This is a genomic window from Scandinavium goeteborgense, from assembly GCF_003935895.2.
Lineage (GTDB): Bacteria > Pseudomonadota > Gammaproteobacteria > Enterobacterales > Enterobacteriaceae > Scandinavium > Scandinavium goeteborgense.
On sequence record NZ_CP054058.1, the window covers coordinates 1,422,936 to 1,445,598 of the forward strand.

A 22,663-nucleotide genomic window follows, 5' to 3' on the forward strand; every position below is an offset into this window, starting at 1 on the left:
TTAAAAGCAGGTACTTAATGGAGCGAAACGTCACGCTGGATTTTGTTCGCGGCGTCGCTATTCTTGGGATCCTGCTGCTTAATATCGTTGCCTTTGGCTTGCCAAAGGCGGCGTATCTCAATCCTGCCTGGTACGGCGAAATCACTCAACGCGATGCGTGGACGTGGGCCGCTCTCGACCTGTTTGCGCAGGTCAAATTCCTGACGCTATTTGCTCTCCTGTTTGGCGCTGGCCTGCAGTTGCTGCTTCCTCGCGGTAAACGCTGGATCCAGGCGCGGCTTTCGCTTTTGGCCATACTCGGTTTCGCCCACGGGCTGCTGCTCTGGGACGGCGATATTCTGCTGGCCTATGCGCTGGTGGGCCTGGTTTGCTGGCGAATGGTGCGTGAAGCGCAAAGTGCCAAATCGATGTTTAACACCGGCGTGGTGCTGTATCTGATTGGCATCGCGGTGCTGGTGTTCCTGGGGCTTATCTCCGGCGATACGCCGAACCGTTCGTGGGTGCCCGATCTCGCTAACCTGCAATACGAGCAGTACTGGAAGCTGCAAGGCGGCATGGAGGCTATCAGTAATCGCACGGCTATGCTGTCGGATAATCTACTGGCGCTCGGCGCGCAGTACGGCTGGCAGCTGGCAGGCATGATGCTGATGGGCGCGTCACTGATGCGCAGCGGCTGGCTGAAAGGCCAGTTTAGCCTGTTGCATTATCGTCGGGTGGGCGCGCTGCTGATAACCTTTGGCGTGCTGATAAACCTGCCCGCGACAATCGCACAATGGCATTTTGACTGGTCTTACCGCTGGTGTGCGTTCTTGTTACAGGCTCCGCGCGAACTGGGTGCGCCGTTTCAGACCATCGGTTACGCCGCGTTAGCCTACGGTTTCTGGCCACAAATCTGTTCTTCACGTCTGGTGGGGGCGATTGCCTGTGTCGGGCGTATGGCGCTGTCCAACTATCTGCTGCAAACCCTTATCTGCACCACGCTGTTCTACCGGTTTGATTTGTTTATGAAATTCGACCGGTTGACGCTGCTCGCCTTTGTGCCAGCCATTTGGCTGGTGAATATCCTGTTCTCCGTTATCTGGCTGCGCTACCGCCGTCAGGGTCCGGTGGAATGGCTGTGGCGGCAGTTGACCGCACGGGCTGCAGGGGTATCCATTTCTAAAACATCCAGATAACGATCTGGATCACAATCATTAACAAAACGGATGTAACCGTTTCCATCAGTGTGACCTTCTTCACGTAGTCCTTGCCCACTCGCTGCCAGAATAGCCACCTTGCTCAACACAGGGGGTGACTGTGAGTTGCTGCCATTTTCAACAGGACGGTGGTTATGATCACCATTCGTGATGTGGCCCGCCATGCGGGTGTTTCCGTCGCGACCATTTCCCGCGTGCTGAATAACAGCCCGCTTGTCAGTCCTGAAACCCGGGAAATCGTAATGAAAGCCGTCTCGGAGCTGGGGTATCGGCCCAACGCCAACGCGCAGGCATTAGCGACCCAGGTCAGCGATACCATCGGTGTAGTGGTGATGGACGTCTCGGATGCGTTTTTCGGGGCACTGGTCAAGGCTGTCGATACCGTTGCTCAGCAGTTTCAGAAAAACGTGCTGATCGGCAACAGCTATCACGAAGCGGAAAAGGAACGTAACGCCATTGAGGTGCTGATTCGCCAGCGCTGCAATGCGTTAATTGTGCATTCCAAAGCATTGAGCGACGCAGAGATCAGCGAATTCCTCGAGCACGTTCCCGGCATGGTAATGATTAACCGCATTGTGCCGGGTTATGAACATCGCTGCGTCGGGCTGGATAACGTCAGCGGCGCCATGATGGCGACGCGGATGCTACTTAATCAAGGGCATACCCGCGTGGGTTATTTGGCCTCGAGTCATGGCATTGAAGATAACCAGATGCGTCAGGAAGGCTGGCTGCGCGCGATGAGCGAGCAGGGCATTGTTGCGCCGGAGTCCTGGATTGGCACCGGCTCACCGGATTTGCAGGGTGGCGAAGCGGCGATGGTCGAGCTGTTGGGGCGCAATCAGGGTCTGACGGCGGTGTTTGCCTACAACGACAACATGGCGGCCGGGGCGCTGACGACGCTGAAGGATAACGGCATTGCGGTGCCACAGCATCTGTCACTCATTGGTTTCGATGATATTCCGATTGCCCGTTACACCGATCCGCAACTGACGACGGTGCGATACCCGATTGTGTCGATGGCAAAACTGGCGACGGAGCTGGCATTAATGGGCGCGGCGGGGAAGCTCGATCCTCTGGCAACCCACTGTTTTATGCCGACCTTAGTGCGTCGTCATTCGGTGGCATTGAAGCAATCTGTGGGGTCGATCACTAACTTATAAAGTGCCGTGATGTAACCGCTTTCAATTTGTGAGTAAATTCACAGTATCTTAACATTCGCCTGTCTATGATGTCAGCGTTTGTAAGGCTGAAACACTATGTAACGGTGATTGATCACTTTTAGTAGTGCAATAAAGCGCTAAGCAATCAATTAAACGCACGTTGGAGCGTTACCGAACACGGAAGAGGATTTTTGGATTAATTTTACTTCGGCGGTCAGTAACAATTCATTAACGTTGTGCCTGCCGACATAAGCTACCCTGCATAAAAATAACCGGAGATACCATGAATAAGAAGGTGTTAACCCTGTCCGCTGTGATGTCTTGCATGTTGTTCGGTGCCGCTGCTCATGCAGCTGATACCCGTATCGGCGTAACCATCTATAAATATGACGATAACTTCATGTCTGTGGTGCGCAAAGCGATCGAGAAAGACGGCAAATCAGCGCCAGACGTTCAGCTGTTGATGAATGACTCGCAGAACGACCAGTCAAAACAGAATGACCAGATCGACGTCCTGCTGGCGAAAGGCGTGAAAGCGCTGGCCATCAACCTCGTTGACCCGGCTGCGGCAGGCACCGTCATCGAAAAAGCACGTGGTCAGAACGTGCCGGTGGTGTTCTTCAACAAAGAGCCGTCCCGCAAAGCGCTGGACAGCTATGACAAAGCCTTCTACGTCGGGACTGACTCTAAAGAGTCTGGCGTAATCCAGGGCGACCTGATTGCTAAACACTGGGCGGCTAACCCAAATTGGGACCTGAACAAAGATGGTCAGGTTCAGTTCGTGCTGCTGAAAGGCGAGCCGGGCCACCCGGATGCCGAAGCGCGCACCACCTACGTTATCAAAGAGCTGAACGAGAAGGGCCTGAAAACCCAGCAGTTGCAGCTGGATACCGCAATGTGGGATACCGCTCAGGCTAAAGACAAAATGGACGCATGGCTGTCCGGTCCTAACGCTAACAAAATCGAAGTGGTTATCGCCAACAACGATGCGATGGCAATGGGCGCAGTCGAAGCTCTGAAAGCACACAACAAATCCAGCATTCCTGTGTTTGGTGTGGATGCGCTGCCAGAAGCCCTGGCGCTGGTGAAATCCGGTGCAATGGCCGGTACCGTGCTGAACGATGCAAACAACCAGGCGAAAGCCACCTTTGATCTGGCGAAAAACCTGGCTGATGGCAAAGAAGCCGCAGCAGGAACCAACTGGAAAATCGAGAACAAAGTGGTTCGCGTTCCTTACGTTGGCGTCGATAAAGACAACCTGGCTCAGTTCATCGGTAAGTAATATCTCGGGCGCGCTTGCCGCGCCAGTTTTAGAAACAATGAAACATCTCCCGTGCTGGATAGTCAGCACGGGAAAACATTCGCGCAGCCAGGGTTAACTATGGTCAGCAATAAAACAGAATCGTCAGGCGAAATCTTGTTGGAAATGAGCAATATCAACAAGTCATTTCCCGGCGTCAAAGCGCTCGATAATGTTAATTTAAAAGTGCGTCCGCATTCCATTCACGCATTAATGGGAGAGAACGGCGCTGGTAAATCGACATTATTAAAATGTTTGTTTGGGATCTACCAAAAAGATTCCGGTAGCATTATTTTTCAGGGAAAAGAGATCGACTTCCATTCCGCGAAAGAAGCACTTGAAAACGGTGTTTCGATGGTGCACCAGGAATTGAACCTGGTTCTCCAGCGCTCGGTGACGGATAATATGTGGTTGGGGCGCTATCCGACCAAAGGTGTATTTGTCGACCAGGACAAAATGTACCGTGATACCAAAGCGATATTCGATGAGCTGGATATTGATATTGACCCTAACGCGCGCGTGGGAACTTTATCTGTATCGCAAATGCAGATGATCGAAATTGCTAAAGCGTTTTCGTATGACGCCAAAATTGTGATTATGGATGAACCGACGTCTTCCTTAACGGAAAAAGAAGTCAATCATCTGTTTAAGATTATCCGTAAACTGAAAGAGCGTGGCTGCGGTATTGTTTATATCTCGCATAAAATGGAAGAAATTTTCCAGCTGTGCGATGAAATTACCATCCTGCGTGACGGACAGTGGATTACCACTCAGCCGCTGGAAGGGCTGGACATGGACAAGATCATCTCGATGATGGTGGGCCGTTCACTGAACCAGCGCTTCCCGGATAAATACAACACGCCGGGTGAAACGATCCTTGAGGTGCGTAACCTCACGTCGCTGCGTCAGCCGTCAATTCGTGACGTTTCCTTTGATCTGCGTAAAGGGGAAATCCTGGGTATCGCGGGTCTGGTCGGGGCGAAGCGTACCGACATCGTGGAAACGCTGTTTGGTATCCGCGAAAAGTCAGGCGGTACGATTACCCTGCACGGTAAGAAAATTAATAACCATAGCGCGAACGAAGCCATTAACCACGGTTTCGCGCTGGTGACGGAAGAGCGTCGTTCGACAGGGATTTACGCGTACCTGGATATCGGTTTTAACTCACTGATTTCCAATATCAAGAATTACCGCGGCAAAATTGGCCTGCTGGATAATTCCCGCATGAAGAGCGACACCCAATGGGTCATCGACTCCATGCGTGTAAAAACCCCTGGGCACCGGACGCAAATCGGTTCGCTTTCCGGTGGTAACCAGCAGAAGGTTATTATTGGACGCTGGTTATTAACGCAGCCGGAAATTTTAATGCTGGATGAACCTACGCGCGGAATTGACGTTGGCGCTAAGTTTGAAATTTATCAGCTGATTGCGGAGCTTGCGAAAAAAGAGAAAGGGATAATTATCATCTCTTCTGAAATGCCTGAGCTGCTGGGTATTACTGACCGTATTCTGGTAATGAGTAATGGTATGGTTGCCGGCATTGTTGACACTAAAACGACTACGCAGAACGAAATTTTACGTCTTGCGTCTTTGCACCTTTAAGATCAGGGGCTCCTCATGAGTGCGTTAAATAAAAAAAGCTTTCTCACTTATCTGAAAGAAGGCGGTATTTACGTTGTTCTTTTGGTATTACTGGCCATCATTATTTTCCAGGACCCCACGTTCTTAAGTCTGCTGAACTTAAGTAACATCCTGACTCAGTCATCTGTCCGTATTATTATCGCCCTCGGTGTTGCCGGGTTGATTGTAACCCAGGGTACTGACCTTTCTGCCGGTCGTCAGGTTGGTCTGGCGGCGGTTATCGCGGCAACGCTGTTGCAGTCTGTGGATAACGCCAACAAGGTATTCCCGGATTTGGCGACCTTGCCGATTCCCGTGGTGCTGCTGATTGTCTGCGCTATCGGGGCCGTCATTGGCCTGGTGAACGGGATTATCATCGCTTACCTGAATGTGACGCCGTTTATCACCACGTTGGGTACGATGATCATCGTGTACGGGATTAACTCCCTGTACTACGACTTCGTCGGCGCGTCGCCGGTGTCGGGCTTTGACTCGCACTTCTCGACGTTTACCCAAGGGTTTATCGCGCTCGGGACATTCCGTCTCTCGTACATCACCTTCTACGCGTTAATTGCGACGCTGTTTGTCTGGGTGCTGTGGAACAAAACCCGCTTTGGTAAAAACATTTTCGCCATCGGCGGTAACCCAGACGCAGCACGCGTATCCGGCGTTAACGTCGCGCTGAACCTGCTGATGATTTACGCGCTGTCTGGTGTGTTCTACGCCTTCGGCGGGATGCTGGAAGCGGGCCGTATCGGCTCGGCAACCAACAACCTCGGCTTCATGTATGAGCTGGATGCGATTGCCGCCTGCGTGGTCGGCGGGGTGTCATTCAGCGGCGGCGTCGGGACGGTTATCGGCGTAGTGACCGGTGTTATCATCTTCACCGTCATCAACTACGGTCTGACCTATATCGGCGTTAACCCGTACTGGCAATATATTATCAAGGGCGGCATCATCATCTTCGCTGTGGCCCTTGATTCACTGAAGTATGCCCGTAAGAAGTAATCTTTCGTGTAGCAGCGATAAAAACCCGCCGTGAGAACGGCGGGTTTTTTCGTTTATCATCAGGGGGATAAGAGTCCGTGTAAATTTAAACAAATTATTACTCCGGTTGTTATTTCACCTTTGGCAAAATTCGTCCTCAAATGCCTTCTCTGATTGTGGCTTTCCGCACGGGAATATCCCGCCTTAAGCAACCGTATTTCCTGCCTTTGACAAGAAAACTGCCACGTCTGCCGTGATATCAACATTGAGTAATTCATGAACTATAGCGAAAAAATTGTACAAGAATGGATGGAGTTTTCCTGCGTTCTTCCCGAACCCGCATTGGTGACGTTAACCGCGATCGCGGAAGAAAAAGCAGGCACATTGGCCGATGAGTTTTACGACATCATGCTCACCGATCCGCATGCCAGCGCCTACATCAGTTCTGACGTCGTGCAGTCCCGTCTTCGCAACTCAATGAAAAAGTGGATTATCAACGCGCTGACTCTGAAAGGGGAAGAACTGCTCGGGTTTGCCGCGCATCAGTATGAGATCGGCAATATCCACTCACGCGTGGGCATTCCGGCAAGCCTGGTGCTGAAAGGCATGCGTATCATTACTCAGGAAATGTTGACCTACATTCAGTCGCTGGAATTAGAGCCGAAAACCAGCGTGCTGATGCAGAAATATGTTTCGGTATCGATTCAGATTGCCAGCGAGCTGATGACCTATGCCTATGAAAATTATCAGCTCAATGAAGCGAAGAACGAAGAGTCCTACCGTATCTCCAACCTGATTGATAATCCTGAACTCGAAAAAGGCAAACAGCAGGCGGCGCTATTTAACTGGGAAAATGGGCTGATTTACGCGCTGGTATCGCGCACCAGCAATATCCAGTCTTACCTGCTGAACGACTCGGAGTTTGGCCTGTGGTTCCGTCACAAATGCGGCCAGCATTTTGGCAATCAGCCGGAAATTTCCAAGATTGGGATGCTGATTCAAGAGATCGACGGCATGCTGCAAAAAACCGCCAATACCGAAGGCAGCGCGCTGGAATATATTCAGTCGTTGTTAAGCGATATCCGCGCGAAGACGATGATCATCAATAACTTATTCACGTCGCTGTTTGAAGATGCCACGCGTCTGGAAAACGGTAAAGATGCCTTAACCAAGCTGCTCAACCGTCGCTTTATGTCCACCATTCTCAAGCATGAAGTCAAGCTGGTGATGGAGAACGGGCGCAATTTATCGGTGGTGATGCTGGATATCGATCACTTCAAGAAAATTAACGATACCTGGGGCCACTCTGCGGGTGACGAAGTATTGCGTCATCTGGCGACGATCCTGACCGACAGCACCCGCGCCAGCGACTACGTGTTCCGCTACGGCGGGGAAGAGTTCATGATTGTGTATCTGGAATACAGCAAACAGCAGACGCTTAATTTTGTGGAGTCTATTCGCGAGAAGATTTTCAATTCGCCGTGCGAGATGCCTGACGGCTATAAGTTGCAGCTGAGCGCTTCGTTTGGCGTCAGCCACTATCGCGGCCACCCGGATTACCAAAAACTGGTGGATGAAGCGGACAAAGCGTTATACGAGGCGAAAAACACCGGCCGTAACAAGGTTGTGGAGTTTAAAGCCTAACCTGCCTTTACCCGCCGCCGGTGCGCCGGCGGTCAGCGTTTATTTCCCTGCCTGCAATTCCAGAAGCTGATCCGGCGTCACCGCCGGGTAGCCCTGCGCATCCTCCGGCACTTCATGCTGCGCCGGGATCGGCACTAGCGGCCCAAGAAAACGCGGTTCGCGCTTGAACAAATAGAGATCGGCTAACGCGCCAAAACGGGCGCCAAATTCGCGCACCCGCACGCTCCACATATTTTTCGGCGACGGCACGGCATAGCACTGCGCCTGAATCCCCATATGCAGGGCGATAAACAGCGCACGCTCGCAGTGGAAACGCTGGGTGATGATGATGAAGTCGTTGGTGTCGAACACTTTGCGGGTGCGGACGATGGAGTCCAGCGTGCGGAAGCCCGCGTAATCGAGCACGATATCTGCCGGATCGACACCTGCGGCAATTAAATCTTTGCGCATCGTCCGGGGCTCGTTGTAGCTCTGCAACGCGTTATCACCGCTCAGCAGCAGGTAATTCACCTTGCCGCTGTTGTAGGCGTTTAGCGCGCCCTGAATACGGTAGCGGTAATACTGATTGATAACCCCGGTGCGGTAATACTTGGCGGTGCCCAGCACCACGCCGACCTGACGGTAGGGCAGGTCTTGTAGCTCATCGTAGATGTACGGGGCGGTTTTCCAGCTCATCCAGCGGTCAAGACCCAATGCAGTCAACAGCAGCAAGCCTACCAGGACTAACAGGCTGTATAACGCGCGCTTTAACATGGACTTGACTCAGTGGTGGAAGAAGATTTACTCAGGCTACTGTACCCGCGGGTCAATCGCAAGAAACAGTAGTTTAATTGGGGGGATTTTCAGCAGCGCGGGCGTTTTTGCCCGCGCTGTGATATCAAGCCAGCAGCGTGCGGTCAATATTCTGACAGCCCAGCGCTTTCAGGGTCGCGACGGTGGCGTCCCACTGAATCAACGGCGCATCGGCGCGTTCGGCCAGCATGGCACGTTGAATGTCCGGATAATCGTACCCGTTCAGGCTCAGCAGGTTCAATGCGCCCTGTAACGGGGGCAGCGTTGGGTTGAACGCGGCGTTCTCGGCGTAGCTGCCGGAGAAAATCGTACCGTCGTGCAGCTCCAGCGCCACGCCGGACGGGGACTTACTGTATGGGGCATGACAATGGTTGGCAGCCTGGATTGCGGCCTGGGTCAGCGCATCGCCATCCAGCGGATAACCGTGGTCCTGGGCATCCATCAGCAGGGTTTTGATATCCAAATCTTTCGGGCCAAACGCGTCCGGAAGATAATCTTTCAGGGTGTGCGGTTCGCGCCCTGGCAGGTTGATTTGCAGTTCCAGCCCGCTGTTCAGCTCGTTCATAAACTGACGGCAGTGGCCGCACGGCGTGTAGTTTACGGTAATCGCTTTCAGCGCTTTTTCACCGCGCAGCCAGGCGTGGCTGATGGCGCTTTGTTCCGCGTGAACGGTTTGCTGCATGGTGGCGCCGATAAATTCCATATTGCCACCGAAATACCAGGTGCCGCTCACGCCGCGGGCGATAGCGCCAACGTTGAAGTGGGAGAGGTCAGCCCGGGCGCAGGCTGCGGCCAGCGGCAGTAGTGCAAAAGCCAGCGCGTCTTCGTCCAGTCCCGTGGCCGATTTCAGCCCGGAGACCTGCTCGGCGCTCAGCATGGCAGGGAAATGCACATCAGCGAGCACCGGAGCGAGGGCTGACTGCAGTTCCGCACTGAGTTGCGGGAAAGCAGATTGAAAACGTGAATGCATGGCAATTGCCTCTTTACAGGTTAAGGGATGACAGTGTACGGACCTGTTACCGGGTAATGTGTGATTTAGATCTTATTTTTTATGCAACTTATGAAATTTGAATGAAAATTGTGTGACGCATCGCGTTATCCGACCACCGACAGAATCAGCGGGAACAGGAAAGGTGCCAATAATGACGTGATTATCCCGCAAATAACCAACGCTAACGAGCTGAACGCCCCTTCCTGATAATCAAGTTCTGCACAACGCGACGTGCCCAACGCGTGCGACGCCGTGCCCATCGCCAGACCGCGAGCAGCCTTAGTTTTGATGCGCATCAGGTTCAGCAGCGTGTGGCCAAATACCGCGCCGAGGATGCCGACGAAAATGACGCACACGGCGCTAATTGCGGGGATACCGCCGATGCTGCCGCCCACCGCCATCGCAATCGGCGTAGTCACGGATTTCGGTAAAACCGACGCAGCGATTTCCGGGGTCGCGCCCATCAACAGCGCCACGGTGGTGCCGGTAACCATCGCCACCACGCTGCCGACAAAGCAGATAGTGATGATCGATTTCCAGCGGGCGCGAATCTGATGCAGCTGTTCGTACAACGGGTAGGCCAGCGCTACCACGGCGGGCTGCAACAAATCATTGAGGATTTTGCTGCCTTTAAAATAGTGATCGTAAGGAATGCCGGTCAGCAGCAGGAACGGAATAATGACCACCATCGCCACCAGCAGCGGGTTCAGCAACGGAATTTTAAAGCGGGCAGCCAGACGGCGTGCGGCGAAAAAGACCAGCAGCGTAAGCGGCAAGGACCACCAGATATAATGCATCATTGGTTGTTGTCCTCGCTGTCCTGACCCACGACTTTGCGTTCGCCGTGCACGATATGGGAGCTCCAGCTGACCACCAGGAACACCACCAACGTACTGACGGCGCAGGAGACCACCACCGGTCCAAACTGCGCGCGCAACAAGTCAAAATATTGCATCACGCCCACGCCAATCGGCACAAACAGCAGCGCCATATAACGGATCAGAACGTAGCAGCCAGGGTTCACCCATTTCGCCGGGAGAATTTGCAGTGCCAGCAGCACGAAGAGAATCAGCATTCCGATAATGCTGCCCGGAATGGTAATGGGGAGCAGCGACGCGATAAAGATTCCGGCGTACAGACAGGCATAAATCAGCACGAAAGCACGCAGGTATTGCCAGATGATGTTCAGTGTTTTGCTCATGGTCATAGCCCTTGATGAAACGCATTCATCATACAATTAAACCCTGGAATGTGCTACCGATCACATCATGAATTATGAGCATACAAAATATTCCCGTTTGGCACCCTGGGCAAAGCGCTAAAAAGCGCGAGAAATCTTTGGCATACAGTGTAGTTGAAATGGGGCTTCAAACCGCGGGGTAACAACGCTACCATAGCGCTCCAATTTTCTCCGGATACTGATATGCGTGTTCTGCTGGCGCCGATGGAAGGCGTACTTGATTCACTGGTTCGCGGGTTGCTGACCGAGGTCAACGACTACGATCTTTGCATCACCGAATTTCTGCGGGTGGTGGATCAGCTGCTGCCCGCAAAATCCTTCCATCGTCTGTGCCCGGAGTTGCTGAACAACAGCCGGACCGATTCCGGTACCCTGGTGCGCGTCCAGTTGCTGGGCCAGCATCCGCAATGGCTGGCGGAGAACGCCGCCCGCGCGGTAGAACTCGGCTCCTGGGGCGTCGATCTCAACTGTGGCTGTCCATCGAAAGTGGTGAACGGCAGCGGCGGCGGGGCGACGCTGTTAAAAGACCCGGATCTCATCTATCGCGGTGCAAAAGCGATGCGCGAAGCGGTACCTGCGCATTTACCGGTGACGGTGAAAGTACGTCTCGGCTGGGACAGCAGCGACCGTCAGTTTGAAATTGCCGATGCCGTTCAGCAGGCTGGCGCCACGGAGTTGGTGGTACACGGTCGCACCAAAGACGACGGTTACAAAGCCGACCGCATCAACTGGCAGGCAATTGCCGACATCCGCAGCCGGTTGTCGATTCCGGTTATCGCCAACGGCGAAATCTGGGACTGGCAAAGCGCGCAGGATTGCATGGCGACCACCGGCTGTGATTCGGTGATGATTGGCCGCGGAGCGCTGAATATTCCCAATCTGAGCCGGGTGGTGAAATTCAACGCCCCGCGCATGCCATGGCCGGAAGTGACTGAACTGCTGCGCAAATACAGCCGCCTGGAAAAGCAGGGCGATACCGGGCTGTACCACGTGGCGCGCATCAAACAGTGGCTCGGCTACCTGCGAAAAGAGTATGACGAAGCGACGACGCTGTTCACCACTATCCGCACTTTGCAGGATTCGAACTCTATCGCCGACGCCATTGAGAAATACGCCCAGCGTCAACTCTGAAAATAGGTAGTCTTATTAATCTAAATTTCTGTTGTCCCGTGACGATAACGTCTGAAAGCATTCTGAAAATGCAGGCGAAAAATGACCGGGATAAACACCAACATCAACACTCTGGTAGTACAAAACAACGCATTAAAAAGCAGCTCCGTATTGCAGCAGTCGATTGAACGCCTATCCTCGGGAATGCGCATCAACAGCGCAAAAGATGACGCCGCAGGGCAGGCGATTGCCAACCGCATGGGCAGCCAAATCCGTGGGTTGATTCAGGCTAGCCGCAATGCCAGCGACGGGCGCTCGATGGCGGAAACCGCCGAGGGCGCGCTCAGCGAGGTGAACCAGCGTTTACAGCGCATCCGTGAGCTATCGGTCCAGTCCTTAAGTGGCACCTACTCGCTCGAAGATGCCGACAGCATTCAGGCGGAGATCAACACCAACCTCAAAGAGATAGCCCGCCTTAATTCTCAGACCACCTTTAACGGAAAAAACGTGCTCGACGGCAGCGCGGGCAGCATCCCGATCCAGGTCGGCATCAACGACAAAGAAACGCTTGGACTTTTCCTCGGTAAACCGGGCTTCAGCGTGGATGAACTCGGGCTGACGGATTTGGTCATCCGTGGGATCAGCGGCAAAGTCACCGCCACCGACCAGCTGGTGGGCAGCGCATCTAATATTTCCCTGAGTGACGCCTCCACCAGCCTCACGTTTAACACCGGCGGCACACTGACGTCGGCGACGCTGGTCCGCAGCAGCGGCGGGCAGCTTTATATTCAGGGTACCGACGCGCAGGGCAAAAATACTTATCTGGCCGCCAACTACGGCGCAAGTTACAACACCGCCACAGAGGCGAGCAGCGTGACGGTCAGCGCCAGCTCGATGACCCCGCTGTACGGCAGCGTCGCCACGTTGCCGTCGCGAACGGTTACTGGCCTGACGTTTGTGGACAACACCGACGTGCCGATTAGCGCCGATGCGCTGGTGAACAGCAACGGTAAATTCTATATCCAGCAGGGCAGCGACTATTTCGAAGCTGAATTACGCTGGGGACCGACCGGCGCGATGCAGGCGAAAGTCAGCAATCCAGTGGCACAGACTGCGCTCACGGCACCTGTGAACGTCGGCACCACGTCAGCGGTAGACTTCACCAGCAGCGTGCCGTCGTTTGTCGACAGCAGCGGGGCGGCGGTGGGTAATCCGGCCCGACTAGTGAAAAACGGCAGCCAGTATTTTATGGAAGTGGATAACGGCGGTGGGGATTTCAGCTACTTCACTGCTTCAATTTCGGTCACCAGCGATGGCGGCACGCCGTCAGTAACCGTCAAAGCCAACACCGCCACGGCGCAGCCCGCGTTCAGCGACGTCACCACCGTCAGTGGCACGTCGTACGTGACCCTCGACCCGGACAAAATGCAGCTCAATTACACCAACAACGACGGCCAAACGTTCAGCAATGTGTTAGCCCGCGATGCCGACGGCAATTACATGATGAATTTGGGGGCGGACGGCAAAACCGCGACGCTGGTGCAGCAGACCGACGGCTCACTGCTGATCAAAACGCTCAATGGCAGCGGCGACGTTCAGATTTACTACCCGAACAGTTATTCCGCTTCGACCGATGTGGCCACCGGCCGGACGTTCATTAATCTGCGCGAAGCGGGAGACGGGATCCGCCTGCGTAACCCGGATAACCCGCTGGCGACGCTTGATGCAGCGATTGCCCGCGTCGACCAGCGTCGCAGCCAGCTTGGAGCGACCATGAACCGGCTGGATTCGGTGCAGAACGTGCAAACAGCGACGTCTACTGCGCTCAGTACGTCCCGTTCGCGGATTGAGGACGCGGACTATGCGCAGGAAGTGTCGCAGCTTTCAAAAGCGCAGATTTTGCAGCAGGCGGGCAATTCAGTGCTGGCGAAATCGAACCAGCAACCGCAGGCCGTGCTGTCGCTGTTACAGGGCTAATCAGCCCGGTTTTCTCGCACTCAGCAGAAAGAGCATCGGACGCTCTTTCTCTTCCGCAAGCCCCGGATTCGCAGCAACTTGCTCCACGCTCGGGCCCCACTCATCGACGTGCTCAATCACAAAGCCCGCGGCAATCAGCGCGTTGAGCCACGTGGCGAGTTTGCGGTGCTGCTTCTTCACGCCGTCGGCAAACCAGTTGCTGATGCGCTCGCCTTCCTGCTGATAATGATTCACCGGCCAAGATTTTTGTCCATCGTTATCCACGAACCAGCCCTGCTGTAGCGCCGCCGTGTAGATCGGGTGCTCGGCGGAAAACGCCAGCCGTCCGCCCGGTTTCAGGGCCTGAAACAGCGTGGCGAACAGTCCGTCGATATCCAGCAAATAGTGTAGGGCCAGCGAGCTGTAGGCTAAATCGAGGCTCGCAGCGGGCAACGACAGCGTTTCGAGGTCAGCGCGCTGATAGTCAATCTGCGGCGCAGCGGTCATTTCCCGGGCGCGATTGAGCATCATTTCTGACACGTCCACGCCCAATACGTGGGCCGCGCCGTGCTCCTGCGCCCAGCGGCAGAACCAGCCGTAGCCGCAGCCTAAATCGATAATCTTTTTGCCATGTAGAGTTGGCAGCAGGGCCTGTAGCGCTGGCCACTCGGGTGCGCCATCCAGCCCTTTGACCGAACGGTCGAGCGTGGCGTAACCGGCAAAAAACTGCGGGTTGTCGTAAATATTCTGAGTCATAGACCCTCCCTGAGGTGATTGTTATACGGCCCACCGTAACCCTTCAGTGCGACCGGGTGAATATAAAACCTTCTCCCGTCAGGCGTTGTCAATTCAGACCGCTTTTTATGGGCTAAGATTGGGGAGTCAGTGTGAAGATCACTGTCCGAATATGTCGGGCTATTGCTTTTTAGAGGTTGACACGCTTTCCTAAACACCAATCTGCATTTCGTAATAAAATGCGCGTCCTTTCCGAAAACAGAATAACGATATGAAACGTACTGCTCTTGTCGCAGCAATGCTCTGCTTGCCGCTGGCTGCTGTGTTGTCCGGTTGCGCACCGTCTCACGACACTGGCGCCCCTGTTAAACAGCAATTACCTGCTTCTCATGTTGATAACACCCTTCCGGTGGCCCTGCAAAATGGCTGGCCGCAGAGTACCTGGTGGGAGGATTATCACGATCCTCAGCTCAACAATTTGATCAACAGCGCGTTAAGCAATGCGCCTGATATGCAGGTGGCGCAGCAGCGCATCAAACTGGCAGAAGCACAGGCGCAGATGGCGCAATCACAACTCGGCCCGGAAGTGGATTTCGGCGCTAACGTTGAGCGTCAGCAAATGTCTGCTGAAGGTCTGATGGGGCCGTTTGCGACTCACGAAGGCGGTGGTCCGTGGTACACCAACGGCACGCTGGGCCTGACTGCAGGTTGGGATCTCGACTTGTGGGGCAAAAACCGTGCGCTGGTACAGTCGCGTATCGGGATGGTCAAAGCCCGTTCCGCAGAGCTGGCGCAAACCCGCCAGGTGCTGGCGAGCAGCGTGGCGCGTCTCTACTGGCAGTGGCAGACCGAAGCGGGCATCAAACAGGTGCTCGAGCAGGTCAAGCAGGAACAGAGCAGCATTATCTCCGTTGATAAAGCACTCTATTCCCGCGGCATTACCTCCTCCGTGGAAGGGGCGGAGAATGACATCAGCGTCAGCAAAACCGATCAGCAGCTGACCGAAGTCGCCGGTAACATGAAGGAAATCGAAGCCCGTCTGATGGCGCTGACCAACAGCCAGAGCAGCGCGCTGTCGCTGCATCAGGTCGCGCTTCCGGCGGTGAAAACGCAGATGCCTGCGTCGCTGGGTTACGACCTGCTGGCGCGTCGCCCTGACCTCCAGGAAGCGAACTGGTATATCCAGTCTTCCATGAGCGAAGTGGATGCGGCGAAAGCGGCGTTCTATCCGGACATTAACCTGATGGGCTTCCTGCAACAGGATGCGTTGCACCTGAGCGACCTGTTCAAACATTCTGCGAACCAGATGGGCATCACCGCCGGTCTGACGCTGCCGATTTTCGACAGCGGTCGCCTGAATGCGAACCTGGATATCGCCGATGCGCAGCGTGATTTGTCGGTTGCCAACTACAACAAAGCAGTGGTGGATGCGGTCAATCAGGTCGCGAAAACGGCCAGCCAGCTGGAAACGCTGATGGAGAAAAACCAGCAGCAACAGCAGGTGATGAAAGACTCTGATCGCGTAGTGCAGCAGGCGCAGGCGCGACTGTCGGCCGGGATCCTGTCTGGCTCTCAGGTCAGCATGGCGAAACTGCCTTCCTTGCAGGAGCAAATCGGTTCGCTGCGCCTTCAGGGCCAGTGGGTTGATGCCAGCATTCAGCTGACCTCCGCGCTCGGTGGTGGCTACCACTACACCGGAAAATAATCCCCCGCGGTGTGACTTTCCTATACTTACCTCCTGGACAACGCCAGGAGGTACTCATGACAACAAAAGTCGCGGTCGTCACCGCATCGGATTCCGGGATTGGTAAACAGTGCGCGCTGCAACTGGCGCGCAAAGGTTTCACGCTCGGCGTGACGTGGCACTCTGATGAACAGGGCGCCCGTCAAACCGTGCAGGAACTCAACGCGCTGGGCTGCCAGGCTCAGGCCATTCAACTCGATTTAAGCCATCTTCCACAGGGCGCGCAAGCGCTGGATACTCTTATTCAACGGCTGGGCCGCATTGACGTGCTGGTCAACAACGCCGGGCGAATGACCAAATCTTCTGTACTCGACGTGACGCTGGACGACTGGCGGGAAACCTTCTGCGTGGACGTCGAAGGCGCATTGCTGTGCTCGCAGATTGCAGCCCGACACATGATCAAGCAGGGCGAAGGCGGGCGGATCATTAACATCACTTCCGTGCACGAGCACACCCCGTTGCCGCAGGCCAGCGCCTACACCGCCGCCAAACATGCCCTCGGCGGGCTGACCAAATCCCTGGCACTCGAACTGGTGGATCACCACATTCTGGTCAACGCCGTTGCGCCGGGGGCCATCGCCACGGCGATGAATAATTTGAAGGATGATGACGTGGAGCCCGGTTCGCTGCCTAATGTGCCGATGGCAAGGCCGGGTAAAACCGAGGAGATCGCCGGGCTGGTGGCGTGGCTGTGTTCTGATGATGCGACGTACGTGACAGGGCAATCGCTGATTGTCGACGGTGGATTTATGCTGGTGAATCCACAGTTTCTGTCACAAAAACAGGGCTGATCAATACGGCGCAGCGAACCTGCGCCTTACTCTTTGTCATCGGATTTCGCATCTTTGCGGTCGCGGTAACTGAACCACAGGCGCACCGCAATCACCGCAATCGCGACGATAATCAGCCATGCCCAGTGCTTAATATGCTGATCCAGATGATGCAACCACGGGCCGATCACTTCCCCGCCGAGATACCCCAACGTGGTGAACAGCACCGCCCACACCAGCGCACCAACGATATTGAGCGGCAGGAAGATTTTCGGCGGCAGACGACTGGCGCCAATCAGCACCGGGCCGATAATCCGAAAGCCGTACATAAAACGGCTGCCGATGACGAACAGCCACGGGCGGTTCTGAATCAGCCGCTGCGCCTTTTGGATTTTCTTTTGATGGCGGGAAAAGCGTTTAATCAGGCGGCCGCCGAAATGGCGTCCGAGAAGGTATAGCACCTGATCGCCAATCATCCCGCCGAGCGCTACCGACGCGACCACTAGCCAGAAGCGCAGCAGACCCTGGTGGGCCGCAACACCGCCGAGCAGGGTAACCGTTTCCCCTTCGGCCAGCGCCCCGATAACCAGCGCGGCGTAGCCATAGTGGCTAATCAGATTATTGATATCCATACGGGTTTTATTGTCTCCCTCAATGCCGAATCCTTTAAGCATACACCCCTGAATGACAATCACCAGGCAACGGGCGTTCTGCCGTGGCGCTCTTTTTGGGGTTGTACAAAATATAATCGCCAGCGTGCATTATACTTAGCTCATGCTGTGTGAAGCCGATAAAGGAGGCTTTATGAATCATGTCTGGGGACTTTTCTCCCATCCCGATCGTGAAATGCAAGTCATTCAGAGCGAGAACGAAACCGTCTCGCATCATTACACCCACCATGTGCTGGCGATGGCGGCGGTCCCGGTTATCTGTGCGTTTATCGGCACCACCCAAATCGGCTGGAACTTTGGCGATGGCACCACCGTAAAACTGTCACTGTTCACCGGCTTCGCGCTGGCGGTGCTGTTTTATGGCCTGATGCTGGCCGGGGTCGCGGTAATGGGACGGGTCATCTGGTGGATGGCGCGTAATTATCCGCAACGACCGTCGCTCAAGCGTTGCATGGTGTTCGCCGGATACGTGGCGACGCCTATCTTCCTCAGCGGCATCGTGGCGCTGTATCCGCTGGTCTGGCTGTGTGCGTTGGTCGGGACTGTGGCGCTGTGTTACACCGGCTACCTGCTGTACATCGGCATTCCGATGTTCCTCGGCATTAACCGGGAAGAGGGGATGAGCTTTGCCAGTTCGACGCTGGCGATTGGGGTGCTGGTCCTCGAAGTCCTGCTGGCGGCGACCGTTATTCTGTGGGGCTATGGCTATCGTTTATTCTGACCTTAACGCATAGCGGGTATTGATGATTTCATCGCCCGCTATGCAGCATTTATTCACGATTAACTAGTGGCACGAGAAAGCTCTGGCGCGGTATGATGCCCCGGCTTGCGTTTGTGAAGTGCATACAAATGCCTCCCGAAATCATAACTTGCGTAAATAATTACCAGACACCTCACGATGCCTAAATTTCGAGTTTCTCTGCTCAGCCTCGCGCTGATGCTGGCAGTACCTTTCGCGCCTCAGGCGAGTGCCAAAACTGCCGTGGCCGCCGCTGCATCGCAGCCGGACATTGCTTCCGGTAGCGCGATGATTGTCGATTTAAACACCAATAAAGTGATTTATGCCAGCGAGCCAGACCTGGTGCGCCCGATTGCGTCGATAACCAAGCTGATGACGGTGATGGTGGTGCTGGATGCCCATTTGCCGCTCGATGAAATGTTAAGCGTGGATATCAGCCATACGCCAGAGATGAAAGGGATTTACTCACGCGTACGCCTGAACAGCCATATCAGTCGTAAAAACATGATGCTGCTGGCGCTGATGTCATCCGAGAACCGCGCGGCAGCAAGTCTCGCGCATCATTACCCTGGCGGTTACGACGCGTTTATTCGCGCCATGAACGCCAAGGCGAAATCCTTGGGCATGAGCCACACGCATTATGTGGAGCCAACGGGCCTGTCGATTCATAACGTATCGACCGCGCGCGATCTGTCCAAATTGCTGATTGCCACCAAACAGTACCCGCTGATGGGCCAGTTGAGCACCACCAAAGAAGACATGGCGACCTTCAGCAACCCGAATTACACGCTGCCATTCCGTAATACCAACCATCTGGTGTATCGCGAAAACTGGAACATCCAGCTGACCAAAACCGGGTTTACCAACGCGGCGGGCCATTGTCTGGTGATGCGTACGGTGATGAACAATCGTCCGGTGGCGATGGTGGTGATGGATGCGTTCGGCAAATATACGCACTTTGCGGATGCCAGCCGTCTGCGGACCTGGGTAGAAACCGGGAAAGTGATGCCGGTACCGCCTGCGGCCCTGGCCTACAAAAAGCAGAAAGAAGCGCAGATGGCGAGTGCCATTCAGAATTCGTCGCAGCAGATAGCACAGGCGGATTGACAGGAATTGCCCGGCGGCGCTAGCGCTTGCACGGGCCTACGGAAATTATTCGTCGATGTGTGCCCGGTGGCGCTGTCGCTTGCACGGGCCTACGGAAACTATCCGTCGATGTGTGCCCGGCTTTCACGGGCCTACGGAAACTATCCGTCGATGTGTGCCCGCTTTCACGGGCCTACGGAAACTATCCGTGGTTGTAGGCCCGGCAAGCGACAGCGCCGCCGGGCAATAAAACTACTCCGGCAGCGTCCAGTCACCGTCGTTGAGCGGACGCTGCACAATCAACGTATCTCGCCAGTCACCCATCTTATAGCCGACACTGCGCAGCTGTCCGGCTACTTCAAACCCGTGTTTTTTATGCAACCGCAGCGAGCCGGCATTGTTGTTGCCATCACCGATCACCGCCACCATCTGGCGCCAGGGGCCTTGTTCGCACACCTCAATCAATCGGGCGAGCAATGAACTGCCGACGCCGCGCCCGGTCATGCTGGCATCAACGTAAATGGATTCTTCGAGGGTGTAACGATAGGCCGGGCGAGGGCGATAATGGCTGGCGTAACAGTAGCCGACGATAATGCCGCGATAGAGCGCCACCAGCCACGGCAGCTCCTGTCCGGCGACGACGTTCATCCGCTCGCGCATCTCATCGACAGAAGGCGGAATTTCCTCAAAAGAGGCGCGACCGTTTAACACATGCCAGGCGTACAGAGCGGCAATCGCAGGCGCATCGTCAAGTCTGGCTTCGCGAATTTCAACCTCTGCACCGTATAAGACATCCACCGCTGACATATTAAACCACTCCTCGAGCCTCGGTATCAGGCTACTTTATTTGCCATTTTGGGCTTGGGCAGTGCTCAAAATCTTCACGTACTTCGTGTACGCTCCGGTTTTTCCGCGCTGTCCGCAGCCAAACTGGCTGCAACAGTTACGCCTTGCGTTTAGCAATTGACCAGGTCAGAGAAACGTTTCTCTGACCCTTCACCGCTACTGTAATCGGAGTTAAGCAGCAATACACTACTCCCCCTTAATTCTGGGAGGGGGTTACTTCAGTTACGCTTTCAGCATCTTCGGGCGTATGACTTTCACCCCAATATTTCTGCTTACTGGTTTTACCAATGCCGGGGTTCATACTGTTGGTCGGATCATTTTCGCGATAAAACTGTTTTAACGACTCCACCGCTTCATAAAGATGGCCCACGTTATGTTCCGCAGGATATTGCGCGCCGCGCTCGCGCAGCAGAGCCAGCATCTGTTCCTTCAGCGCGTGCGCGTCCACGCCTTTCTTAACGATGTAATCCTGATGGAAAACGTGACACATAAAGTGACCATAATAGAGTTTATGCGTCAGCTGGCTGTCGATTTCCGGCGGCAGGCGCTCGAACCAGTCGGTGTCGTTGCGGCGCAGGGCGATATCCAGCGCCAGAATATCTTCCACCTCATCCGCATGGACCGCCTGATAGCGAATCGCCGCGCCCGCTGCCGCAAAGCGGTGCAGGAAGGCCTTGCTGCCTTCTTCCGGTGTACAGGCGAAGAACGCGCCATCGGCGGTTTTGAAGAATTCCGTCAGCCAGGTTTTCGCCTCGTCGATGCCGTCTCCGGCCATCTTCAGCATTAAATGATGTTCGTACTGGTCACGGTAACTTTTCATCCGATCCGGCAGGTGTGCCGGGAAGGCGTGGCCGAGCTTCTGCATAAAGCGGTCGGTGAAGTGCGGCTTAAACAGCGGCACTTTTTCCAGCATCGCGTCGGTGCGGCCTTTCAGGGTGAAAAACAGCGGCATTTTATCGGTGCCGAGTTTGTCGATCATCAGGAAGGTGTCTTTGCCGTATTGTTCCGCGATGTCATAAATGTCGCGGTGCATATACTCTCCGGCCACCGGTAAATTGGCGAAATTGGCCAGCATATGGCGGCGAAGTTCCGTCAGCACTTCCGGCTGATTGGTGCCGATATAAAACACCTGCTGACGTTTTTCGGCTTCGAACGTATCCAGACGTGCGGCGAAAACGGCGAGCTTCCCGGCGCAGCCGGAAGATTCAAACAGGCGTTCCGGGTCGGCGTTATAGCGCGCCGGGGTATCGGCATCGACGTCACGCACGCGGGTAACGTAGTCGTGATCGTGGGCGTGACGGCCATCGTGCCGCACGTCGCTCTCTTTCAGGCGATCGTCGTCGAGCTTGCTGAGGATCTGCTCCGGGGTTTCACCCAGGTCGATGCCCAGATGGTTCACCAGCTGCAGTTTGCCGTCGTCGGTAATGCGCGCGAACAGCGACATTTCGGTATATGCCGGGCCGCGCTGCACCAGCGAACCGCCGGAGTTATTGCAGATCCCGCCGATCACCGACGCGCCAATGCACGACGATCCGATCACCGAGTGCGGCTCGCGGCCGAGCGGCTTCAGCGCTTTTTCCAGCGAATATAGCGTGGTGCCCGGATACGCCAGCACCTGCTGACCGTTGTCGATCAGGTGCAGCTTATCGAGGCGCAGCGTACTGATTATCACAATCTGGCGGTCGTAATCGTTGCCGCTTGGCGTAGAGCCTTCGGTCAGACCGGTATTGGCGGCCTGCATCAGAATAATTTTGTCGGCCTGGACGCAGGCGCTGAGTACGCGCCACAGCTCCAGCAGCGTGCCGGGGAATACCACGGCGAGCGCATCGCCATTGCCCGAACGGAAGCCCTTGCGATAACGGGCGGTTTTGGCGGGGTCGGTCAGCAGGTGTGAATGGCCCACCAGGCGGGTCAGTTCAGACAGAAAAGCGTGATTATCATGTGTTGTCGTGGAAGACATCTTCTCACTCCTTGTGATGAGGAAAGTGTGGTGAGGCGCTTTTTTCGTGACTCAAGAATAGCGCTTTGTATGACAATTTTGTGCAGGAATTGAGTGAAAATTCAGAGCATAACCTC

20 protein-coding genes are annotated in these 22,663 nt (G+C 55.0%); 12 read left to right on the forward strand and 8 right to left on the reverse strand.

The features are described 5' to 3' along the window. The first annotated feature begins 17 nt into the window (after positions 1-17). The 6 genes from yeiB (at position 18) to A8O29_RS07560 (ending at position 7,907) form a co-directional block, all read left to right on the forward strand. Complete coding sequence (yeiB, locus tag A8O29_RS07535; RefSeq protein WP_125354324.1) at positions 18-1,175, forward strand: DUF418 domain-containing protein YeiB; 1,158 nt, start codon at positions 18-20, stop codon at positions 1,173-1,175. A gap of 155 nt (positions 1,176-1,330) precedes the next feature. Further along, positions 1,331-2,356, forward strand: coding sequence for an HTH-type transcriptional regulator GalS (galS, locus tag A8O29_RS07540; protein ID WP_110509413.1), 1,026 nt, complete (start codon positions 1,331-1,333; stop codon positions 2,354-2,356). Positions 2,357-2,639: 283 nt separating this feature from the next. Continuing rightward, complete coding sequence (gene mglB / locus A8O29_RS07545; protein WP_110509415.1) at positions 2,640-3,638, forward strand: galactose/glucose ABC transporter substrate-binding protein MglB; 999 nt, start codon at positions 2,640-2,642, stop codon at positions 3,636-3,638. A gap of 99 nt (positions 3,639-3,737) precedes the next feature. Beyond that, entirely contained in the window at positions 3,738-5,258 is a 1,521-nt protein-coding gene (gene mglA, locus A8O29_RS07550; protein WP_125354323.1) for a galactose/methyl galactoside ABC transporter ATP-binding protein MglA, read from the forward strand. Between the two features lie 15 nt (positions 5,259-5,273). Then, complete coding sequence (gene mglC, locus A8O29_RS07555; protein WP_110509419.1) at positions 5,274-6,284, forward strand: galactose/methyl galactoside ABC transporter permease MglC; 1,011 nt, start codon at positions 5,274-5,276, stop codon at positions 6,282-6,284. A gap of 255 nt (positions 6,285-6,539) precedes the next feature. After that, the gene (locus A8O29_RS07560; protein ID WP_125354321.1) at positions 6,540-7,907 is read left to right on the forward strand and encodes a GGDEF domain-containing protein; all 1,368 of its coding nucleotides are present in this window, start codon (positions 6,540-6,542) and stop codon (positions 7,905-7,907) included. Between the two features lie 39 nt (positions 7,908-7,946). Here the strand turns inward: A8O29_RS07560 and sanA are convergent, their stop codons facing one another. The 4 genes from sanA to A8O29_RS07580 all read right to left on the reverse strand — a co-directional run bounded on the left by sanA (position 7,947) and on the right by A8O29_RS07580 (position 10,891). After that, entirely contained in the window at positions 7,947-8,660 is a 714-nt protein-coding gene (sanA, locus tag A8O29_RS07565) for an outer membrane permeability protein SanA (protein ID WP_110509423.1), read from the reverse strand. A 124-nt stretch (positions 8,661-8,784) separates the two neighbouring features. Then, positions 8,785-9,669: a cytidine deaminase gene (gene cdd / locus A8O29_RS07570; protein ID WP_110509425.1), complete on the reverse strand. Its 885-nt coding sequence runs from the start codon at positions 9,667-9,669 to the stop codon at positions 8,785-8,787. A gap of 125 nt (positions 9,670-9,794) precedes the next feature. Next, positions 9,795-10,490 (reverse strand): CidB/LrgB family autolysis modulator, encoded by a 696-nt coding sequence (locus A8O29_RS07575; protein WP_125354320.1) that lies wholly within the window; start codon positions 10,488-10,490, stop codon positions 9,795-9,797. Then, positions 10,487-10,891, reverse strand: coding sequence for a CidA/LrgA family protein (locus A8O29_RS07580; RefSeq protein WP_125354319.1), 405 nt, complete (start codon positions 10,889-10,891; stop codon positions 10,487-10,489). Before A8O29_RS07580 ends, A8O29_RS07575 begins: the two co-directional genes overlap by 4 nt. A 222-nt stretch (positions 10,892-11,113) precedes the next feature. Here A8O29_RS07580 and dusC point away from each other — a divergent pair, with 222 nt between their 5' ends. Then, positions 11,114-12,061 (forward strand): tRNA dihydrouridine(16) synthase DusC, encoded by a 948-nt coding sequence (dusC, locus tag A8O29_RS07585; RefSeq protein WP_125354318.1) that lies wholly within the window; start codon positions 11,114-11,116, stop codon positions 12,059-12,061. An 81-nt stretch (positions 12,062-12,142) separates the two neighbouring features. Further along, positions 12,143-14,017, forward strand: coding sequence for a flagellin N-terminal helical domain-containing protein (locus A8O29_RS07590; RefSeq protein ID WP_125354317.1), 1,875 nt, complete (start codon positions 12,143-12,145; stop codon positions 14,015-14,017). Here A8O29_RS07590 and A8O29_RS07595 read toward each other — a convergent pair whose 3' ends face one another. Next, positions 14,018-14,752 carry a class I SAM-dependent methyltransferase gene (locus tag A8O29_RS07595; RefSeq protein ID WP_125354316.1) on the reverse strand — a complete coding sequence of 245 codons (735 nt, stop codon included), beginning with the start codon at positions 14,750-14,752 and terminating at the stop codon, positions 14,018-14,020. 250 nt (positions 14,753-15,002) lie between these two features. On the opposite strand from A8O29_RS07595, the gene mdtQ reads away from it, so the two are divergent. Next, positions 15,003-16,436 carry a multidrug resistance outer membrane protein MdtQ gene (gene mdtQ / locus A8O29_RS07600; RefSeq protein WP_125354315.1) on the forward strand — a complete coding sequence of 478 codons (1,434 nt, stop codon included), beginning with the start codon at positions 15,003-15,005 and terminating at the stop codon, positions 16,434-16,436. A gap of 56 nt (positions 16,437-16,492) precedes the next feature. Then, complete coding sequence (locus tag A8O29_RS07605; RefSeq protein WP_125354314.1) at positions 16,493-17,266, forward strand: SDR family oxidoreductase; 774 nt, start codon at positions 16,493-16,495, stop codon at positions 17,264-17,266. A 26-nt stretch (positions 17,267-17,292) separates the two neighbouring features. Here the strand turns inward: A8O29_RS07605 and A8O29_RS07610 are convergent, their stop codons facing one another. Then, positions 17,293-17,877 (reverse strand): DedA family protein, encoded by a 585-nt coding sequence (locus A8O29_RS07610; RefSeq protein WP_125354343.1) that lies wholly within the window; start codon positions 17,875-17,877, stop codon positions 17,293-17,295. 172 nt (positions 17,878-18,049) lie between these two features. Here A8O29_RS07610 and A8O29_RS07615 point away from each other — a divergent pair, with 172 nt between their 5' ends. Both A8O29_RS07615 and pbpG read left to right on the forward strand, forming a co-directional pair. After that, a complete protein-coding gene (locus tag A8O29_RS07615; protein ID WP_110509453.1) occupies positions 18,050-18,637 on the forward strand; it encodes a Yip1 family protein in 588 nt (195 codons plus the stop codon). 177 nt (positions 18,638-18,814) lie between these two features. Next, positions 18,815-19,762, forward strand: coding sequence for a D-alanyl-D-alanine endopeptidase (pbpG, locus tag A8O29_RS07620; RefSeq protein WP_133460351.1), 948 nt, complete (start codon positions 18,815-18,817; stop codon positions 19,760-19,762). 231 nt (positions 19,763-19,993) lie between these two features. On the opposite strand, the gene A8O29_RS07625 is transcribed toward pbpG, so the two are convergent. Further along, complete coding sequence (locus A8O29_RS07625; protein WP_125354313.1) at positions 19,994-20,548, reverse strand: GNAT family N-acetyltransferase; 555 nt, start codon at positions 20,546-20,548, stop codon at positions 19,994-19,996. A 235-nt stretch (positions 20,549-20,783) separates the two neighbouring features. Further along, entirely contained in the window at positions 20,784-22,547 is a 1,764-nt protein-coding gene (gene dld / locus A8O29_RS07630; RefSeq protein WP_125354312.1) for a D-lactate dehydrogenase, read from the reverse strand. Between the last annotated feature and the right edge of the window lie 116 nt (positions 22,548-22,663).